This window comes from Methylocapsa sp. D3K7 (genome assembly GCF_029855125.1).
Taxonomy (GTDB): domain Bacteria; phylum Pseudomonadota; class Alphaproteobacteria; order Rhizobiales; family Beijerinckiaceae; genus Methylocapsa.
Window position 1 is genome coordinate 4,018,477 of record NZ_CP123229.1, and the last position, 25,811, is coordinate 4,044,287.

General features: G+C 58.9%; 19 protein-coding genes. 9 read left to right on the forward strand and 10 right to left on the reverse strand.

Features of this window, described 5'->3' with window-relative positions:
* Positions 1 to 58: 58 nt before the first annotated feature.
* On the forward strand, positions 59 to 2,200 hold the full coding sequence (locus QEV83_RS18820; protein ID WP_280129172.1) for a sodium-translocating pyrophosphatase: 2,142 nt from the start codon (positions 59 to 61) through the stop codon (positions 2,198 to 2,200).
* Between the two features lie 151 nt (positions 2,201 to 2,351).
* Here QEV83_RS18820 and bamE read toward each other — a convergent pair whose 3' ends face one another.
* The gene (gene bamE, locus QEV83_RS18825; protein WP_280129173.1) at positions 2,352 to 2,813 is read right to left on the reverse strand and encodes an outer membrane protein assembly factor BamE; all 462 of its coding nucleotides are present in this window, start codon (positions 2,811 to 2,813) and stop codon (positions 2,352 to 2,354) included.
* 181 nt (positions 2,814 to 2,994) lie between these two features.
* Between bamE and QEV83_RS18830 the strand changes: the two genes are divergently transcribed.
* The 3 genes from QEV83_RS18830 to QEV83_RS18840 all read left to right on the forward strand — a co-directional run bounded on the left by QEV83_RS18830 (position 2,995) and on the right by QEV83_RS18840 (position 7,333).
* Positions 2,995 to 3,546 carry a ubiquinol-cytochrome C chaperone family protein gene (locus QEV83_RS18830; RefSeq protein WP_280129174.1) on the forward strand — a complete coding sequence of 184 codons (552 nt, stop codon included), beginning with the start codon at positions 2,995 to 2,997 and terminating at the stop codon, positions 3,544 to 3,546.
* A gap of 217 nt (positions 3,547 to 3,763) precedes the next feature.
* Positions 3,764 to 4,351, forward strand: coding sequence for a DUF177 domain-containing protein (locus QEV83_RS18835; RefSeq protein WP_280129175.1), 588 nt, complete (start codon positions 3,764 to 3,766; stop codon positions 4,349 to 4,351).
* Between the two features lie 666 nt (positions 4,352 to 5,017).
* Entirely contained in the window at positions 5,018 to 7,333 is a 2,316-nt protein-coding gene (locus QEV83_RS18840; protein ID WP_280129176.1) for a caspase domain-containing protein, read from the forward strand.
* Between the two features lie 305 nt (positions 7,334 to 7,638).
* Here the strand turns inward: QEV83_RS18840 and QEV83_RS18845 are convergent, their stop codons facing one another.
* The 5 genes from QEV83_RS18845 to QEV83_RS18865 form a co-directional block, all read right to left on the reverse strand.
* Positions 7,639 to 8,280, reverse strand: coding sequence for a CerR family C-terminal domain-containing protein (locus tag QEV83_RS18845; RefSeq protein WP_280129177.1), 642 nt, complete (start codon positions 8,278 to 8,280; stop codon positions 7,639 to 7,641).
* 1 nt (position 8,281) lies between these two features.
* On the reverse strand, positions 8,282 to 8,887 hold the full coding sequence (locus QEV83_RS18850) for a hypothetical protein (RefSeq protein ID WP_280129178.1): 606 nt from the start codon (positions 8,885 to 8,887) through the stop codon (positions 8,282 to 8,284).
* A 378-nt stretch (positions 8,888 to 9,265) separates the two neighbouring features.
* Positions 9,266 to 10,414 carry a YncE family protein gene (locus QEV83_RS18855; protein WP_280129179.1) on the reverse strand — a complete coding sequence of 383 codons (1,149 nt, stop codon included), beginning with the start codon at positions 10,412 to 10,414 and terminating at the stop codon, positions 9,266 to 9,268.
* A 245-nt stretch (positions 10,415 to 10,659) separates the two neighbouring features.
* Entirely contained in the window at positions 10,660 to 11,511 is an 852-nt protein-coding gene (locus QEV83_RS18860) for a hypothetical protein (protein ID WP_280131144.1), read from the reverse strand.
* A gap of 168 nt (positions 11,512 to 11,679) precedes the next feature.
* Positions 11,680 to 14,223 carry a YfhO family protein gene (locus tag QEV83_RS18865; protein WP_280129180.1) on the reverse strand — a complete coding sequence of 848 codons (2,544 nt, stop codon included), beginning with the start codon at positions 14,221 to 14,223 and terminating at the stop codon, positions 11,680 to 11,682.
* A gap of 410 nt (positions 14,224 to 14,633) precedes the next feature.
* Between QEV83_RS18865 and QEV83_RS18870 the strand changes: the two genes are divergently transcribed.
* From QEV83_RS18870 to QEV83_RS18880, 3 genes are all read left to right on the forward strand, one after another.
* The gene (locus QEV83_RS18870; protein ID WP_280129181.1) at positions 14,634 to 15,197 is read left to right on the forward strand and encodes a nitroreductase; all 564 of its coding nucleotides are present in this window, start codon (positions 14,634 to 14,636) and stop codon (positions 15,195 to 15,197) included.
* A 53-nt stretch (positions 15,198 to 15,250) separates the two neighbouring features.
* Positions 15,251 to 16,759, forward strand: a complete 1,509-nt coding sequence (locus QEV83_RS18875) for an amino acid permease (protein WP_280129182.1) — start codon at positions 15,251 to 15,253, stop codon at positions 16,757 to 16,759.
* Between the two features lie 144 nt (positions 16,760 to 16,903).
* Positions 16,904 to 18,970, forward strand: coding sequence for a hypothetical protein (locus QEV83_RS18880; RefSeq protein WP_280129183.1), 2,067 nt, complete (start codon positions 16,904 to 16,906; stop codon positions 18,968 to 18,970).
* Positions 18,971 to 19,000: 30 nt separating this feature from the next.
* On the opposite strand, the gene QEV83_RS18885 is transcribed toward QEV83_RS18880, so the two are convergent.
* Positions 19,001 to 21,523, reverse strand: coding sequence for a PAS domain-containing sensor histidine kinase (locus QEV83_RS18885; RefSeq protein WP_280129184.1), 2,523 nt, complete (start codon positions 21,521 to 21,523; stop codon positions 19,001 to 19,003).
* A 126-nt stretch (positions 21,524 to 21,649) separates the two neighbouring features.
* Between QEV83_RS18885 and QEV83_RS18890 the strand changes: the two genes are divergently transcribed.
* Positions 21,650 to 21,907, forward strand: a complete 258-nt coding sequence (locus tag QEV83_RS18890) for a hypothetical protein (protein ID WP_280129185.1) — start codon at positions 21,650 to 21,652, stop codon at positions 21,905 to 21,907.
* A 133-nt stretch (positions 21,908 to 22,040) separates the two neighbouring features.
* Positions 22,041 to 23,039 (forward strand): hypothetical protein, encoded by a 999-nt coding sequence (locus QEV83_RS18895; protein ID WP_280129186.1) that lies wholly within the window; start codon positions 22,041 to 22,043, stop codon positions 23,037 to 23,039.
* Between the two features lie 114 nt (positions 23,040 to 23,153).
* Here QEV83_RS18895 and dksA read toward each other — a convergent pair whose 3' ends face one another.
* From dksA to QEV83_RS18910, 3 genes are all read right to left on the reverse strand, one after another.
* Positions 23,154 to 23,519, reverse strand: coding sequence for an RNA polymerase-binding protein DksA (dksA, locus tag QEV83_RS18900; RefSeq protein WP_280131145.1), 366 nt, complete (start codon positions 23,517 to 23,519; stop codon positions 23,154 to 23,156).
* A 461-nt stretch (positions 23,520 to 23,980) separates the two neighbouring features.
* Positions 23,981 to 24,328 (reverse strand): hypothetical protein, encoded by a 348-nt coding sequence (locus QEV83_RS18905; RefSeq protein WP_280129187.1) that lies wholly within the window; start codon positions 24,326 to 24,328, stop codon positions 23,981 to 23,983.
* A 113-nt stretch (positions 24,329 to 24,441) separates the two neighbouring features.
* Positions 24,442 to 25,599, reverse strand: a complete 1,158-nt coding sequence (locus QEV83_RS18910) for a helix-turn-helix transcriptional regulator (RefSeq protein ID WP_280129188.1) — start codon at positions 25,597 to 25,599, stop codon at positions 24,442 to 24,444.
* Positions 25,600 to 25,811 lie beyond the last annotated feature (212 nt).

The following is a 25,811-nucleotide window of genomic DNA, read 5'->3' on the forward strand; positions in this document are numbered from 1 at the left end:
CGGGACGCGAGCCCGTGGCTTCGATGGTTCTTCAAATCAACATTCAAGGTGGCAACACATGAATTCCCTCTGGGTTGTGATTTTCGCCGGTCTTTTATCTGTGGTGTACGGTGTAACGACATCATTAAAATTGTTGGCGGCCGATCCCGGTTCGGCAAAAATGCAAGAGATCGCGGGGGCGATCGCGGAAGGCGCGCAAGCCTATTTGAAGCGCCAATACACGACCATCGCAGCGGTTGGTCTCGTCATCTTCCTGGCCTTTGGGTTCTTTGTGGCGTGGCCGCTCGCCGCCGGATTTTTGATCGGTGCGGTTTTGTCGGGGGCTGCCGGATTCATCGGCATGAATGTCTCGGTGCGCGCCAATGTCCGCACCGCGCAGGCCGCCTCGCAATCGCTTGCCGCCGGGCTTGACATTTCATTCAAGGCGGGCGCCGTCACCGGGCTTTTGGTCGCTGGTCTCGCTCTCCTTGGCGTCTCGGTATATTTTTATATTCTCACCGGGCCGCTCGGCCATGCACCTGAGAGCCGCCAGACGATCGACGCGCTCGTCGCGCTTGGGTTTGGCGCCTCGCTCATCTCGATCTTTGCTCGTCTTGGCGGCGGCATTTTCACCAAGGGCGCCGATGTCGGCGCCGATCTCGTTGGCAAGGTCGAAGCCGGGATTCCCGAGGACGATCCGCGCAACCCCGCGACAATTGCCGACAATGTCGGCGACAATGTCGGCGATTGCGCCGGCATGGCCGCTGATCTGTTCGAAACCTATGTGGTGACGGTCGTTGCCACCATGGTGCTCGCGGCGATTTTCTTCACCGGCCAGCCGGTGCTCGGTGCTGCTATGCTTTATCCGCTGGCGATTTGCGCGGCCTGCATTGTCACCTCCATTGCCGGAACATATTTCGTCAAACTCGGTCCCAGCAATTCGATCATGGGCGCACTTTACAAAGGCCTGATCGCTGCCGGGCTCTTGTCGATCGTGGGTCTGGCCATCGCGACCTTTCTCACGGTGGGCTTTGGGACGATAGGCACGGCGGACGGCGGCGTTCCAGTGAATGGCTTCCGTTTATTCCTCTGCGGTCTTGTCGGGCTTGCGGTGACGGGTCTCATCGTCGTCATCACCGAATATTACACCGGCACCGGAAAGCGTCCGGTGGTCTCTATCGCGCAGGCCTCGGTCACGGGACATGGCACCAATGTTATTCAGGGCCTCGCCGTTTCGCTGGAATCGACGGCGCTCCCGGCTCTGGTCATCATCGGCGGCATTGTCTTTACCAGCCAGCTCGCTGGATTGTTTGGCACCGCGATCGCCGTGACCACCATGCTTGGCCTTGCGGGCATGATCGTCGCCCTCGATGCTTTCGGGCCGGTGACCGACAATGCCGGCGGCATCGCCGAGATGGCGGGTCTGCCCAAGGACGTCCGGCATGTGACCGACGCGCTCGACGCGGTCGGCAACACAACGAAGGCTGTCACCAAGGGTTACGCGATTGGCTCCGCTGGTCTCGGCGCCTTGGTGCTCTTCAATGCCTATAGCCATGATCTCAGTTTTTTCGCCGCGAACCCCGATCAATTTCCCTATTTCAAGGGAATGGGCGCGGTGTCCTTCGACATCTCGAACCCGTATGTCGTAGCTGGATTGATATTCGGCGGCATGATCCCCTACCTCTTCAGCGGCATCGCGATGACCGCCGTCGGCCGGGCCGCCGGCTCCGTCGTCGAGGAAGTGCGGCGCCAGTTCCGCGAGAAGCCCGGCATCATGCAAGGAACAGAGCGTCCTGACTATGGCCGCGCAGTCGACATGCTGACCAAGGCGGCGATCAAGGAAATGATCGTGCCATCGCTGCTGCCGGTACTCGCGCCCCTGGTCGTCTATTATACCGTTCTGTTGATTTCCGGCTCGAAAGCGTCGGCCTTCGCAGCCTTGGGCGCATCATTGCTTGGGGTCATCGTCAATGGGCTTTTCGTCGCCATTTCGATGACATCTGGCGGCGGCGCCTGGGACAATGCCAAGAAAAGTTTTGAAGACGGTTTCGACGACAAGGATGGTATCCGGCATTTCAAAGGCGGCGACGCGCACAAGGCGTCGGTGACTGGCGATACCGTCGGCGATCCCTACAAGGATACTGCGGGCCCCGCCGTCAATCCGGCGATCAAGATCACCAACATCGTTGCGCTCTTGCTGCTCGCCATTCTGGCCCATTGAGATTGCCGCTGGCCGCGCACTTTGAACCATGAACGCTTCACGCCGAAGCGTTCATGGTGGGATGAGCCACGGCCAGATGCCAGGCGTTGTGGCAATGAATCACCCGTCCGGCGGCGATCCATATAGGCAGGGCTGGGAGGCCGGTACCCGGTTAAAAATGCAGAAGGTTGATGAACATGCCTTTGAGGAAGGTCGATTCGGCGCCGGCCGTCGGCGTGGTACGCGACACGAAATCGATGACCTTGCCATCCTCCATGCCATAATTGGCGACACGCTGGACTTTCTTATCCTTCGTGAAATAGACCGCGAAGACCCGCTGGTCGGTGACCTTTTGCGGCATGAATCCCAGGCTGCGATCGGTGACTTGACTCACGTAATACCAGGCGTCGCCGCCAACCGTCGACGTTGTGGTTGGCGACCCCAATAGAACGAGAATTTGCTCTGCGGAAGAGCCGATTTTGACCTGTTCCGCGGTTTTGGAATTGAGCTGGTAACCGTGGACAACCGTTCCGTCATAGCCAAGACACCCGCCAAGACCCAGCGCAAGCGCCGTTGCTAAAGCCAGTTTCGCGCGGCCCGGCGCCCGCCGGCCGTCCCCTCTTCGCGCCCTCACGACCGTCATCCTTCAAAGCCTCCAGGTTACGCAGTTGGCGGGGCACGTCCCCGGAAAATTCCACGTGGCGTGAAATTTCCCTAAAATGAATGAAGAAATTGCTTTACGCGCTTTTGGGATTGGCTTCACCGTAACGTCGTGCCCGGTCGCGGGACAAGCCTCACGGCGAGATCCCTAGACCATGAGCGGTTTTGATGGAAACAATATGATATTCCAGCTCTTCCGGCGTCCCGCCAACCACGATCTGATCGACCGGCTTCGTGGCGAGATCGTGGCGGCGGCCCGCGATCCCGTGCTTTATACGGACTATGGCATCGAGGATGGTTTGGAGGGTCGGTTCGAGACGCTCACCCTCCATGCGGCGCTTGTCCTGCGCCGCCTCAACCGGATGCCGCCACCGGCGCCCGAGATGGCCCAGGACCTCACCGACTCCTTGTTCCGCTATTTTGACAGCGCCATCCGGGAAACGGGAGTTGGCGACAGCGGCTTGCGCAAGAGCATGAGATCGATCGCGGAGGCCTTTCTCGGCCGCGCCGCGGCCTATGACAAAGCCCTCAATACGGGAATGCCGGAGATTGCCGCCGCGCTTGCACGCAACGTCTATGACGGCCGTGGAGAGCCCGGCAGGCTCGCGCGCTATCTGGCGGCCGCAAGCCACCAATTGGATCATACGTCGCTCGAGGATTTCACGTACGGCCCGGTTCCGTTTCCCCGGCCCGCTGCCATTGTTTAGAGAATTTAGTATGCTTGTGTGATACATTAATAATACTTCTTAAATTATTGTAATTATTATGTTTTATTTTGTTTTAGTGGGGCGTGCCGCAGTTCGGAAGCGCCTTTCGTTTTTTTTCGACGAGGCCAAATTCGATTGCCTTATTGAAACCGGTTCGTCTCCGTGAAATATTTCCAAGTGCCGGGGGATTCTCAATGATCCGCTAAAGGTGGCATGGATGGCGACGAAGAGCGTTTCCCCTTCCAAATCTGGCTCATCCAGCAAAATGGAGCCTGCTCTTACCAGCGGAGTTTTTAGCTGCGTTCTCGCGGTCGATACGGTGCCGGACACAGGTCTTGAGATCGCTTTGCGTGCCAGCGAGGCGGAATGTGACGCCCTCGCGCAGACAGGCGGCCTGGCCGCGATTTTGGATTTTGAGGCGAATTTCGATGTGCGTAAACAAAGCCGCACAAGATTCAAGGTTGTGGGACGTCTGTGCGCCCGTGTGACGCAAACCTGTATCGTCAGTCTCGAGCCGTTCGAGACGTTGATCCATGCAGATATCGACGTGGATTTCGCGCCTCCAAGCGGGGCTGCCGGCCACGCCTCCAAGCCAGCGGCTTTTCTTGGCGGAGAAGATCCGCCCGATCCGATCATCGATGGGAAGATTGATCTTGGCGCCTTGGCGGCGGAGTTTCTGATGCTGAACCTCGATGATTATCCGCGCAAGCCGGGCGCTGCGTTCGAAGGGGCGGCGGCCGGCGGCGATTCTCCCGAGGCAAAATCTCCTTTCGCCGTCTTAAGGCAGAGGTCTTTGGACAATTGATGCTGTCTTGAGAGGGACTTCTCCTCAGCCTCGACAACAATCTTATGCCGGGATACGCTGTGGTGTGGGCGGCCAGGTTCGGTTCGCTCGCTAATATATAAACGGGAGGTATCCAATGCGACCTTTGCTAGCGTTAGTGTTTGCGGTCTTTGCGTTGTCGGTAGGAGCGTGCAGTATACCCGCTCAAGAATCGCCGTCCGACCAAAAAAATGCAGGCAAATCGGCAACCAATCTCGTGCAGCCCCAATGACTTCTGGTCCCATCTGACCTTTGATGTGGTTCGGTTTTCGTGAGTTGTAAGTTCTTAAAGGTTGTCCATCCGGTTCGGATTTAGAAACCTGAGGTGACAAAGCTTCAGTGTTTCAAAAGAGGAACCGGATGTGGCAGTTGCGGTGTTCAAATACCGGAACTCGTCAATCGATCTTTGATGTCTTAAGTGCGATCAGGCCCGTCGCGGACACACCCATCGCCATAGAGCAAGGCATCAGGTCCATTCCGGTGGGCGCCGGCCGCTATCCAACGGCCAGAATAACGCCAAAATTCCTTGCGATCGACTGTCACGGGATTTTCAGTTTCGCCTGCCCGCTGCCTTGTTTGTTCAAGTCCCATTCAGCGCCCGGCTGTAGCATGGGGCTCGCAATTGCCTCTTTCAGCACAAAGATCAACATGAACATCACTTCCAAATTGCGGCTTGCTTGCATCACCGTCCTTTCGCTTATCATGGCTCTGGTTTCCACTTCGCCGACACGCGCAGAGACCGAAAAACGCATCGCCTTCGTTGTCGGCAACGCAGCTTACCAGGCAAGTCCGCTCGCTACGGCGGCCAATGATGCGGGCCTCATCGCCCAAACCCTGCAGGCGGCCGGCTTCGATGTTTCCGGCGCCCGTGATCTCGACGGCGAATCTCTGCGCGCGGCGTTTCGGGATTTCCTCGACAAGGCGCAAGCCTCTGGTCCTGGCACGGTGGCGTTTGTATATCTTGCCGGTTACGGGCTGCAACTCGAAGGTGAAAACTACTTCGTGCCAGTGGATGCGAAGATCGCGTCGGCTCAGGACGTCGCGGTCGAGGCGTTGCGCGTCTCCGATTATGCGAAGCGGCTCGCCGGTCTGCCGCTCAAAGCGAGTTTTATCGTTCTCGACGCGGCGCGGGAATCGCCCTTTGCGAAATCTGGTCCGCCCTTGGCTGGTGGCTTGGCGCTTGCCGACACGGAACCAAACATACTCCTCGCGTTCAATGCCACGCCGGGCACGGTGGCGCCCAGCGAACCCGGTCCTTATGGCGCCTATTCACGGGCACTCACCGAAATGATCCGGCAAGGCGGCTTGCAGCCAGCTGAGCTTTTCGATGGCGTGCGGCTACGCGTCAACGAAGAGACCAAGGGCGCGCAAGTTCCGTGGGACACGTCGCGGATCGCGGCTCCTTTCGTCTTTTTCGAGCGGGCTGCGGACGCGCCAGCACCGGCGCTCGCGGCGGACCGGATTGACGCCATGCGGTCACGGCCGCTCCAGGATCTTGGTTCCCATGACGCCTACGCCGCCGCAATCGAGCGCGATACACTGCAAGGCTATCAAGACTTTCTTACAGCCTATCCGAATGATCCGCTGGCAGGGCGCGTGCGTGCGCTTTTGGCCGCCCGCCGCGAGGCGTTGACTTGGCGGCGCACCTATAGCGTCGATACGCCGGACGCTTATTGGTCCTATCTCGACCGTTATCCGCGCGGCCCGCACGCCTCCGATGCGCGGCGCCGCCTGTCGACTTTGGCGGCTGCCGACACGCCACCTCCGTCCTATGCGCCGATTGTCTACGACATCCCGCCGCCGCCGCCGCCAGAAATCGTTTACGTCGATCGACCTGTGCTTGTTTTCAGCGATCCGGTATTTGATTTCCCGCTGCCGCCACCGCTTGTCTTCTTAAATCCACCGCCGCCTTATCTTGTCTTCGCGCCCCCGCCGCCACCCGTCGAGCTGTTTGTGCTGCCGGTACCCGTGTTCGTGCCGGTTCCGGTTTGGATCAATCCGCCCGTCTATGTCGCCGCGCCAGCAAACAATGTCATCTTCAACAACATTCACAACACCACGATCATCAACAATAGCCCCAACGTCCTCAATCCGGGGGGGCCGGGCAGAGCCGGGGTTGGCGCCGGCGTGGCGGCTGGGGTGGCGGCGGGAGCCATCGCGGGTGCCGCCGCCGCGCGAGTCGCCCTACCGCCATCGGTGGCGCGGCGGGCGGCAACATTTGGCGGCCCGGGAGCGCAACAATTGAGGCCCGGCCAGCCGGGGGAGCCTGGAGCTATCCCTCCGGGAGCCGCGCCAGCCGCGCGTCTGCCCGGCCATAATTTGCCAGCTCACGAACTGCCCGGCACAATGGGCAAGCGGACGCCAGGATTCGGCCAGAGGCCCGGAACGGCTCCTGCGGGTCCGCAGGGCACGGTGCCTTCCCCAGCCGCACCTGTGGGGCAGGCGTTGCCAAGCGCCGACAAACCGGTGCATGGGCCCGGTCGTCATCCGCAAAACCAACCGGGCCCACTGCCGGGAGCGCACGCTCTGCCGGGTGGTCAGCAGATCCCAGCGGAAGGCAGCGCACCAAAAGGGCGCAAGCCGGGAGCAAACACTCTGCCCGCGTTGGGACAGGGGCCCATGAACAGGCGGCCAGCCGGCCAGTTTGCGCCCCGCAACCCGGCCGTTGCGCCCGGTGTGAATGGCAGACCCTGGACTCCTCCAGGTCCCGCCATGGCACCCAAATCGCAACAACTGCCGCAACATGCGCCGCCGCAGTTTCAGCAGCAGCGGGCGCCGCAGCCAGCCTTTCAGCAGCAGCGCGCACCGCAGTTTCAGCAGCAACGTCCGCCGCAACAGATTCAGCAACAGCAACAACGTCCGCCGCAACCGGCCTTTCAGCCGCAACGTCCGCCGCAGGCTCAACAGCAGCGGCCGATACCAAAAGCACTTTGTGGCGTTCCTGGAGCGCCGCCTTGCCATTGACTCTATGCCGGTGGGCGCCCGGGGAAAGGACGAAATTTAAATCGGCGGCACTCGGATTTCGTACCCTGATGTTTTGCGTGAAATATCTTGGTATGCGACGGCCGCCGGAACTAAATTCATAAATCTAAACATGAATATTTTTCTATAAGTAATTAGAAACGCTTAAATTTTTTGATCTTTTGTTTCCAAGGTTATCACCGCCTATGGAATGTTCCGAAAAAGTTGACCGGCTTTTTCGGTCGGAACAGGCTCCAAATCTTTGAATTTGAACGCTTCCTTCCGATCAGATGAGTCGATCTGATCGGTCAGCACTGAGCGGTGCTGAAAGTGTCGCGGACGCTGAGCGCCGCGACCGCCATGCGGCCGAGATCGGTGGCCAGCTTCTCGATGAAATGCTTGTCAATCTTCAGGTTCATGGGCGGTTTTGACAGCGTGTCGTAATGGCGGATGAAAGGGGTCGCCTGCGCCGTGAGCCAGATCGTCGCGACGGCAATTTCCGCCCGGCCGGCGGTCTCGGGAAGGAAGCGGCGAACGATCTTTTCGGCCTGGTCCAGGATCGGAAGTTTTTCAGTGGCGATGAAATTGCTATAGGCGGCGGTAGGTGCCAGCGTCTCCCACGCCAAAATACGCAAATAGCGGCTGATCTGGCCATGTTTCAGCAGCGGCGTCACCTGCTGGCGGATAAAAAGCCGAACCGCCTCATCGCGGGATATGTTGCCCATTGTGTCGTCGTCAAGCGGAGATTCATCGCTGAGCGCGGCGATGGCCAAGCGGAGGACCTCACGGTAAAGCGCCTCCTTGCCGCCGAAATGATAATTGATCGACGCCTGATTGGCCATGGCGCGGCGGGTAATTTCACGCACCGATGCGCCCTCATAACCCAGTTCGGCGAACACGTCTGTAGCGTGATCGAGGAGGGCGTTTCGGGTTATCTCGGTTATTTTCACGTTACAATTTCTTGGCAAGAGAGGTCAGCGTATCGCCCACGGTCGCGACGCTTTGGACCACATGTGTTTGCGAGACGGAGATGATGGTTCCGAGGTTGCTGACAAGGTGCATGCCGTATTGGAGGGGAGCCACCAGTAAGATCTCGGCTTTCACGGGCGCTGGCGCAACGGCAGGCTCAAGGACTGCGGGAACTTGTCCAGCGGCGGGCTCGGCCATCGCGACCTGCGGTGCCGGTACAATCTTTGCCGTATTGGTGGCGGCCCGCACTTTGCTGCCGGTCCGCTCACGCCGGGACGCCGCGGCGGGCGATGGCGGGAGAGGAGCTTCCATGTCTGTCGCGGGTTCGTTCACTGCAGCAATCGCCTCTTGGCTCTCGACTTGTTGCGAGGCTTTCGGACCGGAAATATGGGACAGCGCGACGCGCTCCAGGAAGTCGTCGAGAGAGCTGCTGGAGTCTTCCTTCGCGAGCCCTTTGTGAGATGACGTGATCTGGGCGCCGTCTTGCGAAAAGAGATAGATAGGCTTTGTCAAATTGGGAAAAAGCGCCATGACGACGAGCGTTGCAAGACTCGAGACAAGGATCTCGGTGACAAATTTCCGCGTCAACGCATGTATCCACTTGCGGACCGTCTGGGAAATAGGCGCCTGCATAAAGGCCTCCTGCGAAGGTTTAAAACGACTGTTTGAAATTCAAACGCTTGTTAGAGGCAAAATTATGTCGCAACTCACGCCCCGAAGGCTCAGCCAGGGCTGATGTTTGCGGCATACCGGTAAATCGGGAGATTCCACGCGCCTGTTGCCGGATAGTGACGCGGACGAGGTTCTCTTAAACGCAATTCTTGACGATGTCAGCGAGCGCTCAGCTATTGGCTTAGCAGATCAATCTTCAATTGGACTAACCGCATCCCTATGCCACGTTGCGGGCGATGCCTGTCGGATACGGTCTGGACAGGGACTGTCAACCGTCGCGGCGCGCGCGGGCGCTCACTGCGCGGCCGGAATGCCTAGCGTCATGCGGTCAGCAATTTGCGGCTGATCGATCGGCAAGTGGCGCGTGGCGGCGGGGGGCGAACTGTTCGGCGGGCCGCCGATGAATTTCCCAAATGCGACGGGACTGTCGCCTGCGGGAATCGTGGCGACAACAGTTTCGCTCGCGGTGTCGATCACCGAAACGGTGCCGGCGCTCTCTTGATGCGCGGCATATATCTTGGAGCCATCTGGAGTGACCGCGACACCAAACGGGAAGGAACCGCGGATTGTGCCGACAACTATATTGCTCGCGGTGTCAATCACCGAGACCGTGCCAGAGTGCGGGCTGGTGACGAAGACCTTTGCGCCATCCTGACTGACCGCGACACCTAACGGGACGGAGTTAAGAGGAATCGTGGCGGTGACCTTATCTTCGGATGCATTGATCACCGAAACCGTGTCGTCATACTCGTTCGCGACATACACCGAGGTTCCATCCGGGGTCACCGCGACGCCAATTGGGAGGCTGCCCACCGTGATTGTGGCGGCAAGGGAATCCGTAGCCGTGTCGATGACCGAGACCGACCCGAAGAATTCGTCGTTCGCGACATAGACTTTGCGTCCATCGGGGGTGACCGCCACCCCATAGGGGCGGTTGCCGACCGGTATCGTTCTGATGATGCGATTGGCCGCCGTGTCGATCACCGAGACGGTGCCCTCCTGGTTCGTGACATACAGCTTGGCGCCATTCGGCGTGACCGCCACGCCATAGGGATGGCTGCCAACCCGTATCGTGGCGGCGACAGTATTGGTCGCCGTGTCGATCACCGAGACAGTGCCCTCTTGATTCGTGACATACACTTTGGCTGCGTCCGCCGTTGCTGTGACGCCAAAGGGACGCGAACCAACCGGAATCGTGGCGGAGACCTTATTGGTCAACGTATCGATCACCGAGACCGTGTTGCCGCCGTTGTTCGTGATGTATGCATATTGCGCATTGGCGGTGACCGGCAATATGAGCATGAGAGCCAGCGTGAGAGTCGGCCAAAGTGCCTGGCCGCCAACAGATATTGTCACGCCGCCAGAATCCGAGGTGTTGGCTCCCGTAATAGGCCACGAAAGCTTTGGAGGAAACTTGAGAATGCCGAGCAGAATTTGGAACATTGTTAGCCCCCTTCGCAAGCAATTCCCGGCTTGGAGACACTGGCCTTGAAAGGCCCCGTGCGAAGGTCGGGTCAGGAGGCATCAACTTAACCGTTTTAAATCATGCGCGGCATGACCCATCCGGGTCTTCCGCCCCATGGCAGCATGACCCGTCCGGGTTTTGCCAGACATGCCCGGACGCTGCCTCCTCCGTCGCAACTCTGCCAACGATCCCATTGAGGGCGATTGTCTCAACTGCCGCGCGTTCAGGGAGTTTCGGGCGGCGGCGCTTCCTTGGCGAGCACTTCGACATCTCTCTCGGTTGCCGACACGACTTTGAACGTCGTCTGATAGGTTTTGCCGCTATGTCTGGCAATCGCGACATACTCGCCTTCGGCGAGGGTGGCGGCCGGAAACGCGCCAATCATTTCGCGGATGATGTCGCCGCCGGGAGTTAGAATTGTGAACGCCGTGTTGGCGAGAGCTTCGCCACCGGGGCTGTTGACGAGTTTCAAGGTCATGGTGGCGGCGCGATGACGCAGAGTTGCATCGGTCAACTTGCCGGCTTGCACGCGCAGATCCGCGCTTATCACAGAGTTGGTTGGACTCGACGAGCCATTTGTGGCCGCGTCGAGCAATGTCGATACGATATGATAATTGCCTTCCGGAAGGCCGATTGTATCGCCTGCTTTGGCATTTGGAACAACGAGCTTTGCTTCGGGATTGCCGCGTTCAGGAACATAGATCGATATCGATAATTTCGCTGGGTTTACGGGCGAGTCGCCTAGCTGGCCGGCAATACGTAAGCCGCCGGCATTGAGCACGAGCGTTTCGTTCAACAAGCCGCCGTTAATGGTGACACGCTTTGTCGCGCCCGCCAGCCCCAGGGAAGCATGAACAACAAAATTGCCATCGGGAAGCGGCAAGTTTGGCGTTGCTTCGGAGGATTGTGCGACGAGTTTGTGGTTGCCGTCCGGGCCAGCTGTTTCCTCGAAGATTCTCCATTGCACGCCTTCATGCACGGGTTGCGAATCGGTCGCGGCAAACAGCGCCGAAAGCTTGATGGCGCCGCGAACCGTTTCAACTGGCGTTGGTGGGGATGCGGCGGGCAGACGCAATGGCGGAACGCCAGGATTTCCAGATGCGGGGGATTGAGCCAACGCCGGCACGCAAGGCAGACCCGCGGCCAGTGCCACAATCAACGGCCCGAACGAAGCATTGCGGGCAATTGTTTCCGATCCTATCAGCCTTATCGCCAGTCTTGCACGCGCGCGCCAACTCAAAATTTATTCCTCTTGGCTGTGCAAAACGCTGGAAGCCGCTGCAGTGAGATTGGTCAACGACAATGGGCGGAACGCAAAAATGATGTGGTGGTGACCCGCCGAAACCTCGACACCACGAAACAGAATATTGGCGCGAAGGACCGGTTGCTTACGCCCGTCAACCCGAACTTCCCAGCCCGGATAAAATAAATCGTGCAAAACGACAATTCCCGCCTTTGGGGCGTTGGCATCGATTTCGACCATATTGTCCGTGTAATTGACGATCGCGGTGCGCTGATCTTGCATATCACTGCTCTCGGCTCTCGCGGCGCGGCCGGTTGCCTGTCCGACTGTTTGATCATTGCCAAGGCCGGCGGTTTGGATGGGTTCTTGACTGAGGCTCTGGGGATAGGGTCCACCGTGCAGATCGGCGAGGCTTGCCTGCTCGATTAAAACTTCGCTCTTGTAATCGAAATCTGGAAGCACTTGTTCATCAAGCACGTCATCACTTTCGACGGGCTTGACAGATGCGGAAAAATAAACGCGCGGCGCGGTTTTGCCAAGCTTATAGATATACAAGCCTTCGCTCGCGTAGACTTCGTCGGCTTTTGGCCGCGGTATCTCGCGCGGAAGCTCCGTCAAGGGGCGGTCCAGAACCAGATATTGGAGTCCGAGCAACGCCGCAAGACGGCTATTGTAGCCGCGAAACGTGCCTGGGTAGTGGCGCAGGGCAAAATCCTCGGCATCCTGCCCAGGGCCAACCGCGCGCCCATAATCGTCGATGCGCAAGGGATTGTAGCCGAGCGTATTTTCGAACTTGAAGACCATCGACGCATTCTGCCATGGTCCCTTGAGTCCGAGGATCTCAAGGCGGGGACGATCGCCGCCGCCTGTTTCCGCAGCGATGCCATGGCGTAACACCGCGATGCCGGCGGCGTCGGAGGCCTTCATTCCGGCATACACGCTATAGCGCTCGACAGGTTCTGCGTTAAGCGGCGAGGCGGCATTGCGCCAAAGGATTTCGGCCCCGCTCACGAGCACGAAAGCACTGGCGGCGAGTGCTCGCCGACGGCGGTCCTCAAACGGCCATAAGAGAATGGCACCAGCTCCCGCCAGAGCCATTGCGATGGCAAGCGCGCCGAGCGAGCTTCGCAACCGGTCCTCCTGCAAGGCAAAAGCGAGACCGGAGCCGATCAGAACCGCAAGCGAAAGCGCTGTTGCCGCGATGAGCGCGAGCGCCAGCCATTTCGGCAACGTCCGGAATGGCCGTGGCAGGCCGTCCTCGATGTAACGATGCAATAGAAATCCAGCGGCCAAGGCCAGTGCGATATTCAGAAGAAAAGTTGCATCGGCGGGACGCCGGTAGAGCGAGACCCCAGGCAGGCGATCAAATGCGAAGGCAAAAAAGGGCGTATAGCGCCCCAGGGCGTAAGCGAGCGACAGCCCCAACAAAATGAGAATAAACCGCCCCCGCCGCGCGAACAACCGCCCAGAGCCAAATCCATGCCAGGCGATCAGCAGGAACGGCAGTGTACCGATAAAAAGATAATCGACGGCGCGGTCGGTCCAATCGGCGCGCGGCATGGTGTCATAGTCAGGCCCCCAATAGTCATAGAGATGGTCAAGTGAGCCAAAGAAATTCGGCACAAAAAGCGTGATCAGATTAACCGGCGCGAGCGAACCTACTGCCGCGACCCCGAATGGGAAGCCTGGACGATTCGAATCGGCGAGAAATTGCATGGTCAGGAGCGCGGGTATGGTCAAAATCGCGAGAATAAGCGCGCCGCCCGAAGCCAGCACGCCCGCCCTGGTGCGCAAGTAGTGGAGCGCGTTTCCCGATTGAAGAGCGGAAAAGACAACATAACCGAACAGTACCGCGCAAAGCAGGAAGGCGACCTGATCGCGGCCGAGCGCCATCAAGGCTGACGAGAGGCCAAACGCGAGCCCGAAACGAATGGAGCGGCGCTCCAGCGCGATATCGAGACACCACAAGGCAGCGGGAAAAAAGGAATAGGAAATAATGATGCCGGTGTGCTGAAGCCGCGCCGAAGCGGCGCCGCCCAGCATGAAAACGATCGCTGCGAGGACGGCGCCAGCCGGATGCCAGCGCCAGCGCCGCGCGAGGCCAACCATGCAAACCCCGCCGGCAAAAAGATGCGCGAGGATAACGGCGTCGAACACTTGCATCGATGCATGCGGCGCGATCCAGGCGAAGAGCAGCATGGTCGGCGTGAAGATCAGGGATTGCGGATCGGCGATCGCCGGATGGCCGCCGAAGTGATAGGGATTCCACAAGGGAATTTCGCCATTGTGCAAAGCGTCCCCAAGAAAACGGAACATTGCATAAAAATGGTTTTTCGAATCCCACGGCACCACCGTGCCGGTGAGGAGCCAAGACGCCAGAGCGAGCCCGTAAAAGAGGACGAGACTTAAGACCGCGAACCGGAAGGCATTGGTGGACCAGGCGCGCGCGGAATTTTGGGATTCTGCTTCGAACGGGCGCAAATCCCGCGCCAGCAGACCGTGAGGGGGATGGGTGGAAGGAGCGGCGGTGTCGAAAAGCGACATAAAAATATCCAATGAGGGGCCGATAGAGGGCTAGCGCAAGAAAGGCAATTCGATGCAATTGGGTATAGCACGGCTAAGCTTACGCCGGGCTCGTGTAGAGCATGCCGCAAAGGGGCAGGTTACACCACCAGGAAAGCTATAGCTTGTGGAGCGTGACTTGTTTTTCCGCATCCTTGGCCAATTCAGAAGATAATCAATGCGCGGAAGGCTCACTTTGATCGGTTCGCAAATTGACGTTTTCGTGGCAATTGACGCTTCTTTTAAACTGGGATCAACTTGGGGGAAACGTTTGTTTGGGCTACGCCTCGCCAAACTTCCTCCCTCCATGTGTCTCTTGGTCACAGGCAGCAGGCGCCGCGCTGTGATTGAGTCTGCGGAATTGTTGTTAATCGGGAAAGCATGAACTATCGATGAACGACACGATTGCATTGCTGCGGGCGCGACGTTCGGCACCTCCGGCGGCGATGTCCGGGCCTAGCCCAACGCCAGAGGAAATCCAAACACTCCTGTCGCTCGCTTCACGGGTGCCCGATCACGGGAAGCTTGCGCCCTGGCGTTTCATCCTCTTCGAGGGCGACGGGCGCGCGCGGGCTGGCGCGATCTTTGCTGACATCTATAGCAGGGCGCATCCTGGCGAGGACGAGGCGCGAGTGATGGCCGAGAACAACCGTTTTACGCTTGCGCCGCTCGTCGTCGGCGTCATTTCGCGTGCGGCGCCGCATCAAAAAATCCCCGAGTGGGAACAGGTGCTCTCGGCGGGGGCTGTCTGCATGAACCTGCTGGTGGCCGCGAACGCGCTTGGCTATGCTGCCGTGTGGCTTACCGAATGGGTCGCCTATGACCGGGGTGTTCTGGCGCGTCTTGGCGTCGCCGAGCATGAAAGAGTCGCGGGATTTATCCATATCGGGCGGGCGGACGGTCCGCGCGAGGACCGCGTCCGGCCGCGCATAACAGATATCGTCACGCAATTTTGAGCTTATGATGACGCGCGGCTGGCAGCGGATGCGGGCCAATGGAGACAAGCAGAATGGGGAATATTTGGATCCGCAAGTCGATCGCGGAGCTTCAGGCCGAAGCGAAGGCAGGCGAATACGGGTCGGTGCCGGGAGAACCGGGGTTGCGCCGCACCCTTTCGCTGACAAGCATTGTCGCGCTTGGCATCGGCTGCGTCATCGGCGCGGGCATCTTTGTCCTGACGGGCCATGCGGCCGCCGCTTACGCAGGGCCGGCGGTGAGTCTTTCCTTCGTTCTCGCGGGGCTTGTCTGCGCCCTTGCCGGCCTCTGCTATGCGGAAATGGCATCGACTGTGCCAGTCGCCGGCAGCGCCTATACCTACGCCTATGCGACCATGGGGGAATTCATCGCTTGGATCATTGGCTGGGACTTGATCCTCGAATACGCCTTTGGCGCGACGACGGTCGCGATCGGCTGGTCCGGCTATGTCACAAGTTTTCTGCGCGATTTTGGCTTGGCGATCCCCAGTCGGTATTCGGTCGCGCCGCTCGCCTATGACCCGGCGACAGGGGTCTGGTCGGCGACCGGCGCACTGATCAATTTGCCAGCAATCTTCATCATCGTCGCGGTTTCGATCTTGCTTGTCATCGGAATCAAGGAATCGGCCAAGGTGAACAATGCCATTGTTGCCGTAAAACTGGTGATCATCGTGGCTTTCATCCTTGCCGGAGTCTGGCTCGTCAAAGCCTCGAACTGGGTGACCCCGACCAATCCCGCGGGCGCGTTCATTCCCCCCAATATCGGCCCCGGCCAATTTGGCTGGAGCGGGATCGTCCGCGGCGCCGCGGTGGTTTTCTTTGCCTATATCGGGTTCGACGCCGTCTCGACAGCCGCGCAGGAAGCCCGCGACCCGCAAAAGGACATGCCGATCGGCATCCTCGGATCACTCGGGATCTGCACGGTTCTCTATGTGCTCGTCAGCATTGTCATTACCGGGATCGTGCCTTTCAACCAGCTAAACGTGCCAGATCCGATCGCTTTGGGTGCCGATGTAATAGGAATCCCGGGCTTCGCTTCCCTTATCAAGCTCGGTGCGATCTTGGGGTTAAGTTCGGTCGTTTTGGTGCTGTTGCTCGGCCAGTCGCGGATTTTGTATTCGATGGGACGCGATGGTTTGCTGCCGCCTTTCGCGGCCATCATCCACCGGAGATTTCGCACGCCTTATGTCACGACGCTGATCACGGGCACGGTCGTCGCTGTTCTTTCGGGTCTGTTGCCGATTGGTCTCGTCGGCGAACTGGTGAGTATCGGCACCTTATTTGCCTTTGTGGTGGTGTGCGCCGGGGTTGTGGTTTTGCGGATCACCCACCCGGAGATTCATCGCCCCTTCAAGACACCGGCGGTCTTTATCGTGGCGCCGCTCGGGGCGGCTTCGGCAATTTTTTTGATGTTCGGTCTGCCTGGCGATACGTGGCTGCGGCTCGCCATCTGGCTTGTCATCGGTCTTGCTATTTATTTCTTCTATGGCCGCAACCATAGCCGCTTGGACGAGGCGTTAAAGGCCGAGGAAGCCCGGCTCTGACAGAACACCGGCGGGCCCGCTTCGGCGGGGCCCGATTGTCTATCGTTTGTTCCCGCTGTATGTTGAGCCATACGGGCGTGCGGGTTTCGTCGGCCCGCGGACTTGCTGCCACCCTTTAAACCTTGGTTTGAGGAGGCGCTGAACATGTCACATGGAACGATTTCAACGCAGAGGCCCGGTCAGCCGGTCAGGCCGCTGCATTGGGGCATACGAGTGCTCCTCCTTCTTGTCCCGCTTGTCATGCTGTTAGCGCCGTGCCCTGCCGATGCGCAACAGATCAGCCGTCTCATTGTCGACGTCCGGACCCAAGACGTAACTTTTGCCGGGACCGACGACGACATCCATTTGCAAATCGGCGGCCGCGATTTCTATCTCGATGCTCCCAACCGTGACGACTTCGAACGGGGCCACACGGACCGCTTCGAATTCGACCTTTCAAATGAGCCGCTCAGCATCGAACTCATCCGGGGCGTTGGGCAGATCTCGGTCACCAAGATCCAGGACAGTTTTTTTGGCGGCGGTTGGGATTTCGGTGCCCTCACGATCTGGGCCGACTCAACTGCGACCGACCCCCTTTACAGCAATTCCTCGATCAATGTCTCATTGGACGGCGATGATCTGGAATGGACGACAATGCTTGGTGATCCGGGCTGGAATGTCCCAGAGCCGCCAGCCTTTCCTGCATGCTCGACGGTCATCATTTTGGCGCGGCCCAACGCAGCCCGTATTGCCAAAGCTGCCGATCCGACGACCACCGACTCGGACTGTGATGGAATTCCCGATGCGTCCGATCCGACCTTCGATCAACCAGTCGATTCCGATGGCGATGGTCTGCCGGATCTTTACGAGACCCAGACCGGGACCAATCCAAACGACCCCGACACGGATCATGATGGATGGGCCGACGGCCGCAACCGCCGGAGCTATCTGGTTTTGACGAATATCCATTGCATCGATGAGCAGGAGGATATTGGCAGCGACGAACTTTATTTAACGGCGGAAGATGTGCGCTATCCGGCATCCTTCGATCTCGACGGCTACTGGTCGATGAATGATGGCACGCGCCGCTCTCCTGGCGTCGTCATCGATGTCCGGGCGCTTCCGGCAACCGCGCCGCCGGGGAGCTACCGCACGCGATTGCAGCTCCGCGAATCGGATTTCACGATCTTTGAGAGTCCCACCGACGACACCTTTGAGAGCTTCGAACTCGAATGGAACGAGGATGGGACGGCGACACACACATATCAGTCGGATGATGCACACTATGTTCTCACATTCCGCTGGTTCACCGTCAATTTCCGTGACCCGAACCCGACAGAAAATGCCGATAGCGATCGCGACGGGTTTAAGGAGGATGTTGAAGCCCACTTGTCGATCCAGGATCCCACTGTTCAGCCGCAAGACGCTGCTGGAAATCTCATCCGGGTGCCGGGTTATGATGGGCTGGCGGATCCCGGACGGCGGGAACTTTGGGTGGAGATCGATGCTTCTGGGTCAGATCAGGCATTCCTCTTTGATGCCAAACAAATGGCGGCGAGTCAGTTCGCCTACCACGGCGTCGCGCCCCGCTTTGATGATGGCTATCTCGGCGGAGGACAGATTCTCGATTATGTCGAGACCTGGACCCCGAACGATCTTGACGCCAATCGCAACAACGATGCGAGGTTCTCGCCACATCGGCGCGGCCTTGGTCATTTCCGCTATGCTTTGCTGGTTTCCGTTCTTGAGAACGGGGAAGGCTTTTTTGGCGAAGGAAGTTTCAACTGCCCGCCGTGCGATTTCATCTTTAGAGGCGTTCCAGTTCTTGGCCAGACTCTGATCGCGCAGGCTCAGCCGATCTTCTTTATGCATGAGTTGGGACACACCCTAGGTCTCTGCCACCGTGTCGGCGATGTTGGCCGGACCTGTTCGACCTGCCCAACGCCTGCCAGCTTCGATGGCTGCAAACAGTATTGCGGCGTGGACCAGAGTTCGACGACCGCCATGGGGTCTGAAACGACGGCGGACCGGCTCACCGATTTTGCCGGCCCGACACTGGCTGGGATCGGAGCCGGTATCGTGGTTGGCGGCCTCATCGGCGGGACGCCTGGCGCCATCGTCGGAGGGATCATTGGAGGAATCGCCGGCCTCTTTGCCGGTGCGACCACGGCCGATTTTTATGAACGCGTGGTCAATTATCACGACAATGAGTGGCAAGTCATCAGACTCTAAAGGAGATAAGCCATACAGCGGGCCAGCGTTTCACTGTTTGCCCTTCACCGCCTCGATCAATTGTTTCAGGCTGAAGGGTTTCGGTAAAAAGCTGAAATCTTCTCCCTCCGGCAAATTTTTCGCGAATGCGTCTTCGGCATAGCCGGAGACGAAAATGACCTTCGCCTTGACGCCGCGTTTTCGCAATTCGCCGAACATGGTTGGGCCATCCATCTCCGGCATGACGACATCTGATACGACAAGATCGATCTTGCCGCCATTTTCTTCGACGATTTGCAGAGCTTCGATGCCGGATGCCGCTTGCAAGACCGTGTAGCCGCGTGACGCAAGCGCACGGGCGCCGAAAGCCCGGACCGCCTCTTCATCTTCGACAAGCAGAATCGTGCCGTGGCCGGTCAGATCGGGAGACGGTAATGCCGCCTGTTCGAGGGAACGGGAAGCTTGGGTCTCGTTTGGAATGTAACGGGGCAGAAGGATCGTAAAAACGGTTCCCTTGCCGACCGTGCTCGAACAGAAAACATAACCGCCGGTTTGTTTGACGATGCCATAAACCATGGCGAGGCCAAGACCCGTGCCCTTGCCGACTTCCTTGGTGGTGAAAAATGGCTCGAAGATTTTGTCTCGCACGTCTGGCGGGATACCATGCCCGAAATCCTCGACCTCGATGGCCACATAGTCGGCGTCGGCTAGCGACGGCTCGTTGTAACTTGCACATTCGGCGGCTGTGACATTGCGGGTGTGCAGAATAATCTTGCCGCCTTGCGGCATCGCATCGCGGGCATTGACGATCAAATTGACGAGGACATGCTCGAATTGGTTGACGTCGGCTTCGACGAGCCAAAGATCGCGGCCGTGGCGCAGTTCGAGATCGATCTTTTCGCCGACGAGCCGCCGCATCAGCATTTGCAGATCGGACAAAACATCGCCCAGCTGAAGAACCTGCGGCAGCAAGGTTTGGCGGCGTGAAAAGGCCAGGAGCTGCCGGACGAGCGAGGCTGCGCGGTTGGCGTTTTGTTTGATTTGGTTGATGTCTTGAAACGACGGATCGGTCGGCCGGTGATTGGCAAGCAGCAAGTCGGAATAACCGATGATCGCGGTCAAGACATTGTTGAAATCATGTGCCACGCCACCCGCCAGTTGTCCGATTGCCTGCATCTTTTGCGATTGCGCGAAGTTGTTTTGCAGCGTGCGCTGCTCGGTCGTATCGAGCGCATAGACCGTCGCACCAGTGCCGTGGTGCTCTTCCACCGCCGAGATAAACAGTCTCGCTGAACGGTCGCCGTCTCCCGTGAGGCCAACATCGACCGGTGGAATATCTGGCGCCGATTGGAAGGCCGCGCCAATGGCAGATTCGAGCGCCGCGTGGTCGCGATCGAGAATGCTCGCGAAAATCGACCGCGCGGCTCCGCCATTTTGTTTTAAAGACTCCGGCATGAGCCGCGCGAAGGCCGCATTCGAACGGGTGATCCGTCCGTTTTTGTCGAGTATCGCGATCGCCATTGGCGTCGCATCGAAGGCTTGGGTGAAGCGCATGCTGGCGCCAGCCGTGCCCGGATCCGCCGCGGCGTCTTTGGCAAGTGTCCGATTGAGGACGAGGGTGCGCGATGGGCCGGGCACGCCATCTTCACCATAGACGACGCTGTGAAGCACGTGAGCGGGAAATGTTTGCCCATCGCGGCGTTTAAGCTCGACGTCAAACTCTTCGGTGCATGCGGCGCCATCTTTCGCGGGAGCCATGGCCGTAAGAGCGCCAGCGCCGCGGACCACGAAGTCGGTCAGTTTAAGACCTCCGGACGCACTCTCGGCCTGATCATGGCCGAGCCAGCCCGCGAGGGTCGCATTCATATAGGGAACATCGCCGTTCCAACGGCAGGAAAAAAAGCCGGCGGGCGCATGATCGAGAAAATCAATGGCATCCCGCAATTCCTGAAAAACGTGCTCCTGTCTTTCCCGCCCGCGCGTGACATCCGCGACGGACCACAGGCAGGCTTGCCCTGCTTGCCGCTTGGAGGCCAATGCGAGCGGACGGACCTTGATTTTGTACCAGCCGGCCTCGTCGCCGGGGGCAAGCGGCGGCGACAAACGCACGTCCTCCACGGCCGCGCGGCAAGTGCGCGCGGCCTGCGCGAGCCGGTAGACCGCCTCGGCAATTTCCGAAGAACCGGAAAACAGCCGCTCGACCGGGCGGCAGTCCGCCAAGCGGCGGACACCGGCCAAGCTTAAATAGGCTTCGTTTGCATAAAGAATCTTGCCGTTAGGGCTGGTCAGGAGCAGCCCGTCCGTGCTGGCATCGCAGATGAGCTTGGCGAGATCATTGCGTGAAACTTGCCCGGGAAACTGGAGCAGTCCCGCTGCCAAGGCAAAGGACACGCCGATCCCCGCGATGGCCAAGAGGACGAGCCCTAAAATCACCGAGCTGGCGCCTTCATCATTGGTCGCTAACGAAAACACCGTGACCGTACCAGCCAGGCCGATAAAAAAAGCCAGGGCCAAGGTGGGGTTGATGAACCGTCCCCGGCGGCCGCCAAAGATGGATGTGATTTGCTCGCTCATGATATAGTTTCTGAGGAAAGATAGCCGCGCTGCTGAACTTCTCTGCGCGTTGTGCGTTGAGACACGCTGACTATCGGGTCAATCGCGCAGAATGGCAGCTTCAGCAGTCTGGTACGGAGATATTCAGTGCAATCTTTTTGGAAATTCGCCGCCACCGCCACGATCTCGATTTTGGTCTCTGGTGGCGCCATTGCGCAAACCCCCTATTATGACTATGGGCCGCTGCCTCCAAATCCCCCCGGAAGCTGGCTCGCGGAAGGCCGTTCTGTCCAGGATTGGGACCGTTTCCGCTATGATTATTCAGGCACTCGCGGCCGGATGGGCCTCGGTGCCAGCCCATTTCACCCTGAGGGTCCCGGTAATTTTTCATCTCCAGGCCGATAGTCGCGCGCGATTCCATCGAATCGAGTTTTATGAATTTCGTTAACTATTTGTTATCTTACACCGGCATGGCGTAGCTGAACATGCTACGCTAAAAAGACATCCACCGCTATTTTTTCCGCGAGCGAGCCGCCATATGCCGGGCTTAAGTGAAAGTTTTTTCGCGAACAAAAGTCTCACGCTTGTCGCAACGGCGCTGGCGTTTTTGGGCGCCGCGATTTTGATTTCGATGATTGTCCGGCTGGCGTTAGGGCGCGGACTTAGGGTGCCGCGCAATGGACGCGCCCGGCTGCCACGGCTTGGGACGGTCGATGCCTTTGATCTCGACCGGCAACGCCAGCTCGTCATTATCCGGCGGGACAATGTCGAACATCTTGTGATGATCGGCGGCCCCAACGATCTTCTCATCGAATCGCAAATTATCCGGGCTGAAAGCCGCGAACCGCGTGACCTCCGTGACACCCGAGTACGCGAAAAAGAAGTGCCACTGCCGGCCGGCGTGGCTTGGCCGGCTTCGGCCGAATCGCCACTCTCCGTGCCGCCGCAACGCAAGATACCGTTTCCCGCTGCCGCGTTTGAGCCAGAGACTGGTGGCCGCGCCGGGGAACCTGCGGGAGTCTCCCCGCCGGCGGGCGTATCCGCTCCAAGACCGCCCGGATTTCCAATCCCGCCGAGACGTGTTGCTCCTCTGGCTGCGCCGTCCAATCAGAGAATTTCCCCTCCCCGCGAGTCTTTTCAGGGACGCGCCGAAGCTCCGCCAAGACCAGAACCTGTGACAACCACGGCCAAGGATTTCCGGCGAGCATCGGTTGCCACCCCTTTTTTACGGCCCGCACCGCATCGCGCGACGGAAACACCGGCTGTCAGGCTGGCCCCCCCAGGTGAGGAGGGCGAGGCGCCGGCCGAGGTGCCGACTTTCCCCGATTTACTCCAAGGAAACGGTGAAATTCCCGCGCTTCCCGAAATGAACACGGCCGTCGAGACAAGAGTGGAACCGGTGTTGCCGGCGGCGGATGCACTCAATGTCATCGAGGATAATTTGGAGGCCGGCGTTCCAGCGGCTGTGACCGCACAAACGGACGCCGATACTTTGGAAATCGAGATGGCCAAACTGCTCGGACGTCGGCCTGGTTAGTTCGCGTCTGACCGGATAACCGGAACATTGCCGCCTGTGCTACCGAGTCCGGACTGCACTCATGCGGCAGGGAGTGGCCGTATAATCATCTCGAAATTTTCTGTGTCACAAAACTTACGTCTCGCGATAGGTCCGTTCACGCCGCTCATGGCGTTCCTGAGCTTCCACAGAAAGTGTTGCGATGGGCCGCGCATCCAGCCGCTTCAGGCTGATCGGTTCGCCGGTTTCTTCACAGTAGCCATAGGTTCCATCGTCGAGCCGGGCCAGCGCAGCGTCAATCTTCGAGATCAGTTTGCGCTGCCGGTCTCGCGCCCGCAACTCTATAGAGCGGTCCGTTTCGAAAGAGGCGCGATCGGCGAGATCGGGATGATTTTCGTTTTCGCTCTGAAGGACAACCAATGTCTCCTGGCTCTCCTTTAGAATATCGTCCTTCCATGCAATTAGTTTGCGCCGGAAATAATCCCTCTGGCGCTCATTCATGAAGGCTTCGTCTTCGGCCGGTTTGTAGCCGCCTTCGATCTGCTCGACAGCCAATTGCGAGACTCCATGTGCCAAACCGCTGCCCTTATAGCGATTGCCTCTGCCATATACAATCGCGCTTGCGATGGCTTGTGACCGGGACGTCTTCCGCACCGCGGCGAAAGCGCGCGGTCCGGTCGCTCAATCCTGTTGACATCTTTTGTTGAATGGTCGTGGTGGAGTTTTCTGCGGTCGTTCGGGCAAATTTTGGCAAAGGCTTTTGTGCTTCTGCCATTGGATGATTCGCGAAAAAGCGGTGCGTCGGGCGTCCAATCTCAAGACGGCAAAACAAAAAAGTGACCCCGGTGCACGGCACGCACCGGGGCCGGGTCTTCGTTTGTGCCGAGCGGGAGACTTTCCCGGCATAAAAAGAATATGACTCAAAACTTGTGCCAGCCTGGCGCTACGAAACGCGCCGCGAATCACCAGTAATATCTTTGACCCCACGGGCCTCCCCAGCCCCAAATGGCGTAGCCTGGTCCCCATCCGTAGCTGCCACCCCATCTTGAAGGGGGACCCCATGTGTAAGCGGGGCCCCATCCATTATGGTGTCTCCGCCATCCGTGGTGCCGCCAGCCAGGGACCTGTTGGCAGTCTCCGTAAGAGTCGCAAATCCAGCGGACAGCTTGGAAACGTTCTGTGCGATCCGCCGCCGTGGCGAGGGCCGGATCGAGACCGCTCAGCGGCATGGCCGAGGCGGGCAGGGCGGCTGCGCCGAGGCCGAAGAAACCAATCCCGGCCGCCATAACGAGCTTCCTATGTGTCTTCATGAAGTCCTCCAGCTTTGGGCCGGAGTTCCGGCCACATGAATGATACACTTAAAGCTATAATTTTGGAGCTGAACCTCGCGTGAAGAAGGGCCGCTGTCCCTTTTGTCCCGCAGTCAGTTTTCCTTTTTCCGCAGATTTGTTTCGCTCGTGAGTTTCAAGAGAAGATGAACGAGTTCAGCCTGCCGGTGCGTGCCGGTCTTTTCAAAAATGCTGGAGAGTTGCGAGCGGGCCGTCGCGACTGAGATGCCACGCCGCCGCGCCGCCGCCTCCCGACCGTCACCCTTGACGATTTCGGCGGCGAGCCCCGCCTCGGCCGCGGTCAAGCCAAAACGTTTGTGCAGATCCTGGACGAACCGCTGCAGCTTGATCTCAGGATCGGTGATCGTGATGAGCGCCGCCGGCAAGCGTAATCCGAGCCATGGAATTTCCACACCAAGTTTTAGGGTACGGAATGGAGTTACCACAAGCGTGAGAGGGGCGCGCCGCGGTCCGCGCGGCACCTCGACGCGCCCGCCGAGCGGCCCGCAAAGGGCTCCAATGCTAAAACCGCAGGAGGCGATCAATTGCTGAAGTGCGCTGGAACCATCTGTGGTCTCGAGACGCCCACCCTTGAGAGCGATGCTTTCTTCCGCCTCGAGCGCCTTCCGCGCCGGCGCATTGATGTAGAGCGCATATGCCGAGACGTCGACAAGGATGGCTCCCTTGGGTAAGCTTTCAAGTTGCTCGGGTGCGGCGAAGGGCTGATGTTTGAATGTCCACAGTTGGCGATAAATCCGCAGGGCGCGAGCGATGTGGCGCACCGCCATCTTGAATATCCGGGTTTGCTCCTCGGTGACCCCGTCTTTGCCTGGCGCGTTGACAAGGCAAATTACTGACGATAGCCGATCGTCATTTTGCAAACAGGCGCCCAGCATGGCGAGGCTGTAATCGGCCGGTTTCCACCATTCATTGTAAATCGCTGTCTTGGAGAAGTCCTGCCGCGGCATGAGGCTGTCGAGCGAGAACAACGTCCCCGATGGCAAAGCAGCGGCTTGAGCCCAGAGAGGGTTGTGAAACGCCCAGTATTTTTTGTAACTGGCGTCCAATTCTTCAATTGTTCGCCGCGAAATGGAATCGAAGTTTTGTGTACGCCTGTCCATGGTCGCGATGATCACCTGCATCGTTCCCGTGGCGTCGGCCAGCTTCGCTAGCACCGCTGGCCAGAGGGCACCGTCGAGCACTGCCGCATAAACAAAATCTATGAAGTCGATAAGCTCGTCATCTTTGCTCATATTCCCGCTCCCCCCGAAGCGGATAGCGCTGATCGAGTTCTTTTTTGATCATCAGCAGCAGTTGGAAAGTCCGCAATCAGGATGCCTCAGGTCACGGTTCGCGGTCATTTGCGCAGCTGGCGATAAGCCAACGGCCGATTTTGTCCCTCTTTCCACATTATTTCATTTGGCATTTGAAATTAAACCGGCCCGTGAGGCGTGGCAATCTGCTG

Bases quoted from the DNA above. Each gene is read 5' to 3' on its own strand.
- QEV83_RS18880 (WP_280129183.1), top strand. From the start codon at position 16,904: ATGTCACATGGAACGATTTCAACGCAGAGGCCCGGTCAGCCGGTCAGG.
- QEV83_RS18865 (WP_280129180.1), bottom strand. From the start codon at position 14,223: ATGTCGCTTTTCGACACCGCCGCTCCTTCCACCCATCCCCCTCACGGT.
- dksA (WP_280131145.1), bottom strand. From the start codon at position 23,519: ATGAATGAGCGCCAGAGGGATTATTTCCGGCGCAAACTAATTGCATGG.
- QEV83_RS18870 (WP_280129181.1), top strand. From the start codon at position 14,634: ATGAACGACACGATTGCATTGCTGCGGGCGCGACGTTCGGCACCTCCG.
- QEV83_RS18830 (WP_280129174.1), top strand. From the start codon at position 2,995: ATGAGCGGTTTTGATGGAAACAATATGATATTCCAGCTCTTCCGGCGT.
- QEV83_RS18835 (WP_280129175.1), top strand. From the start codon at position 3,764: ATGGCGACGAAGAGCGTTTCCCCTTCCAAATCTGGCTCATCCAGCAAA.
- QEV83_RS18895 (WP_280129186.1), top strand. From the start codon at position 22,041: ATGCCGGGCTTAAGTGAAAGTTTTTTCGCGAACAAAAGTCTCACGCTT.
- QEV83_RS18820 (WP_280129172.1), top strand. From the start codon at position 59: ATGAATTCCCTCTGGGTTGTGATTTTCGCCGGTCTTTTATCTGTGGTG.
- QEV83_RS18840 (WP_280129176.1), top strand. From the start codon at position 5,018: ATGAACATCACTTCCAAATTGCGGCTTGCTTGCATCACCGTCCTTTCG.
- QEV83_RS18875 (WP_280129182.1), top strand. From the start codon at position 15,251: ATGGGGAATATTTGGATCCGCAAGTCGATCGCGGAGCTTCAGGCCGAA.
- QEV83_RS18905 (WP_280129187.1), bottom strand. From the start codon at position 24,328: ATGAAGACACATAGGAAGCTCGTTATGGCGGCCGGGATTGGTTTCTTC.
- QEV83_RS18855 (WP_280129179.1), bottom strand. From the start codon at position 10,414: ATGTTCCAAATTCTGCTCGGCATTCTCAAGTTTCCTCCAAAGCTTTCG.
- QEV83_RS18885 (WP_280129184.1), bottom strand. From the start codon at position 21,523: ATGAGCGAGCAAATCACATCCATCTTTGGCGGCCGCCGGGGACGGTTC.
- QEV83_RS18910 (WP_280129188.1), bottom strand. From the start codon at position 25,599: ATGAGCAAAGATGACGAGCTTATCGACTTCATAGATTTTGTTTATGCG.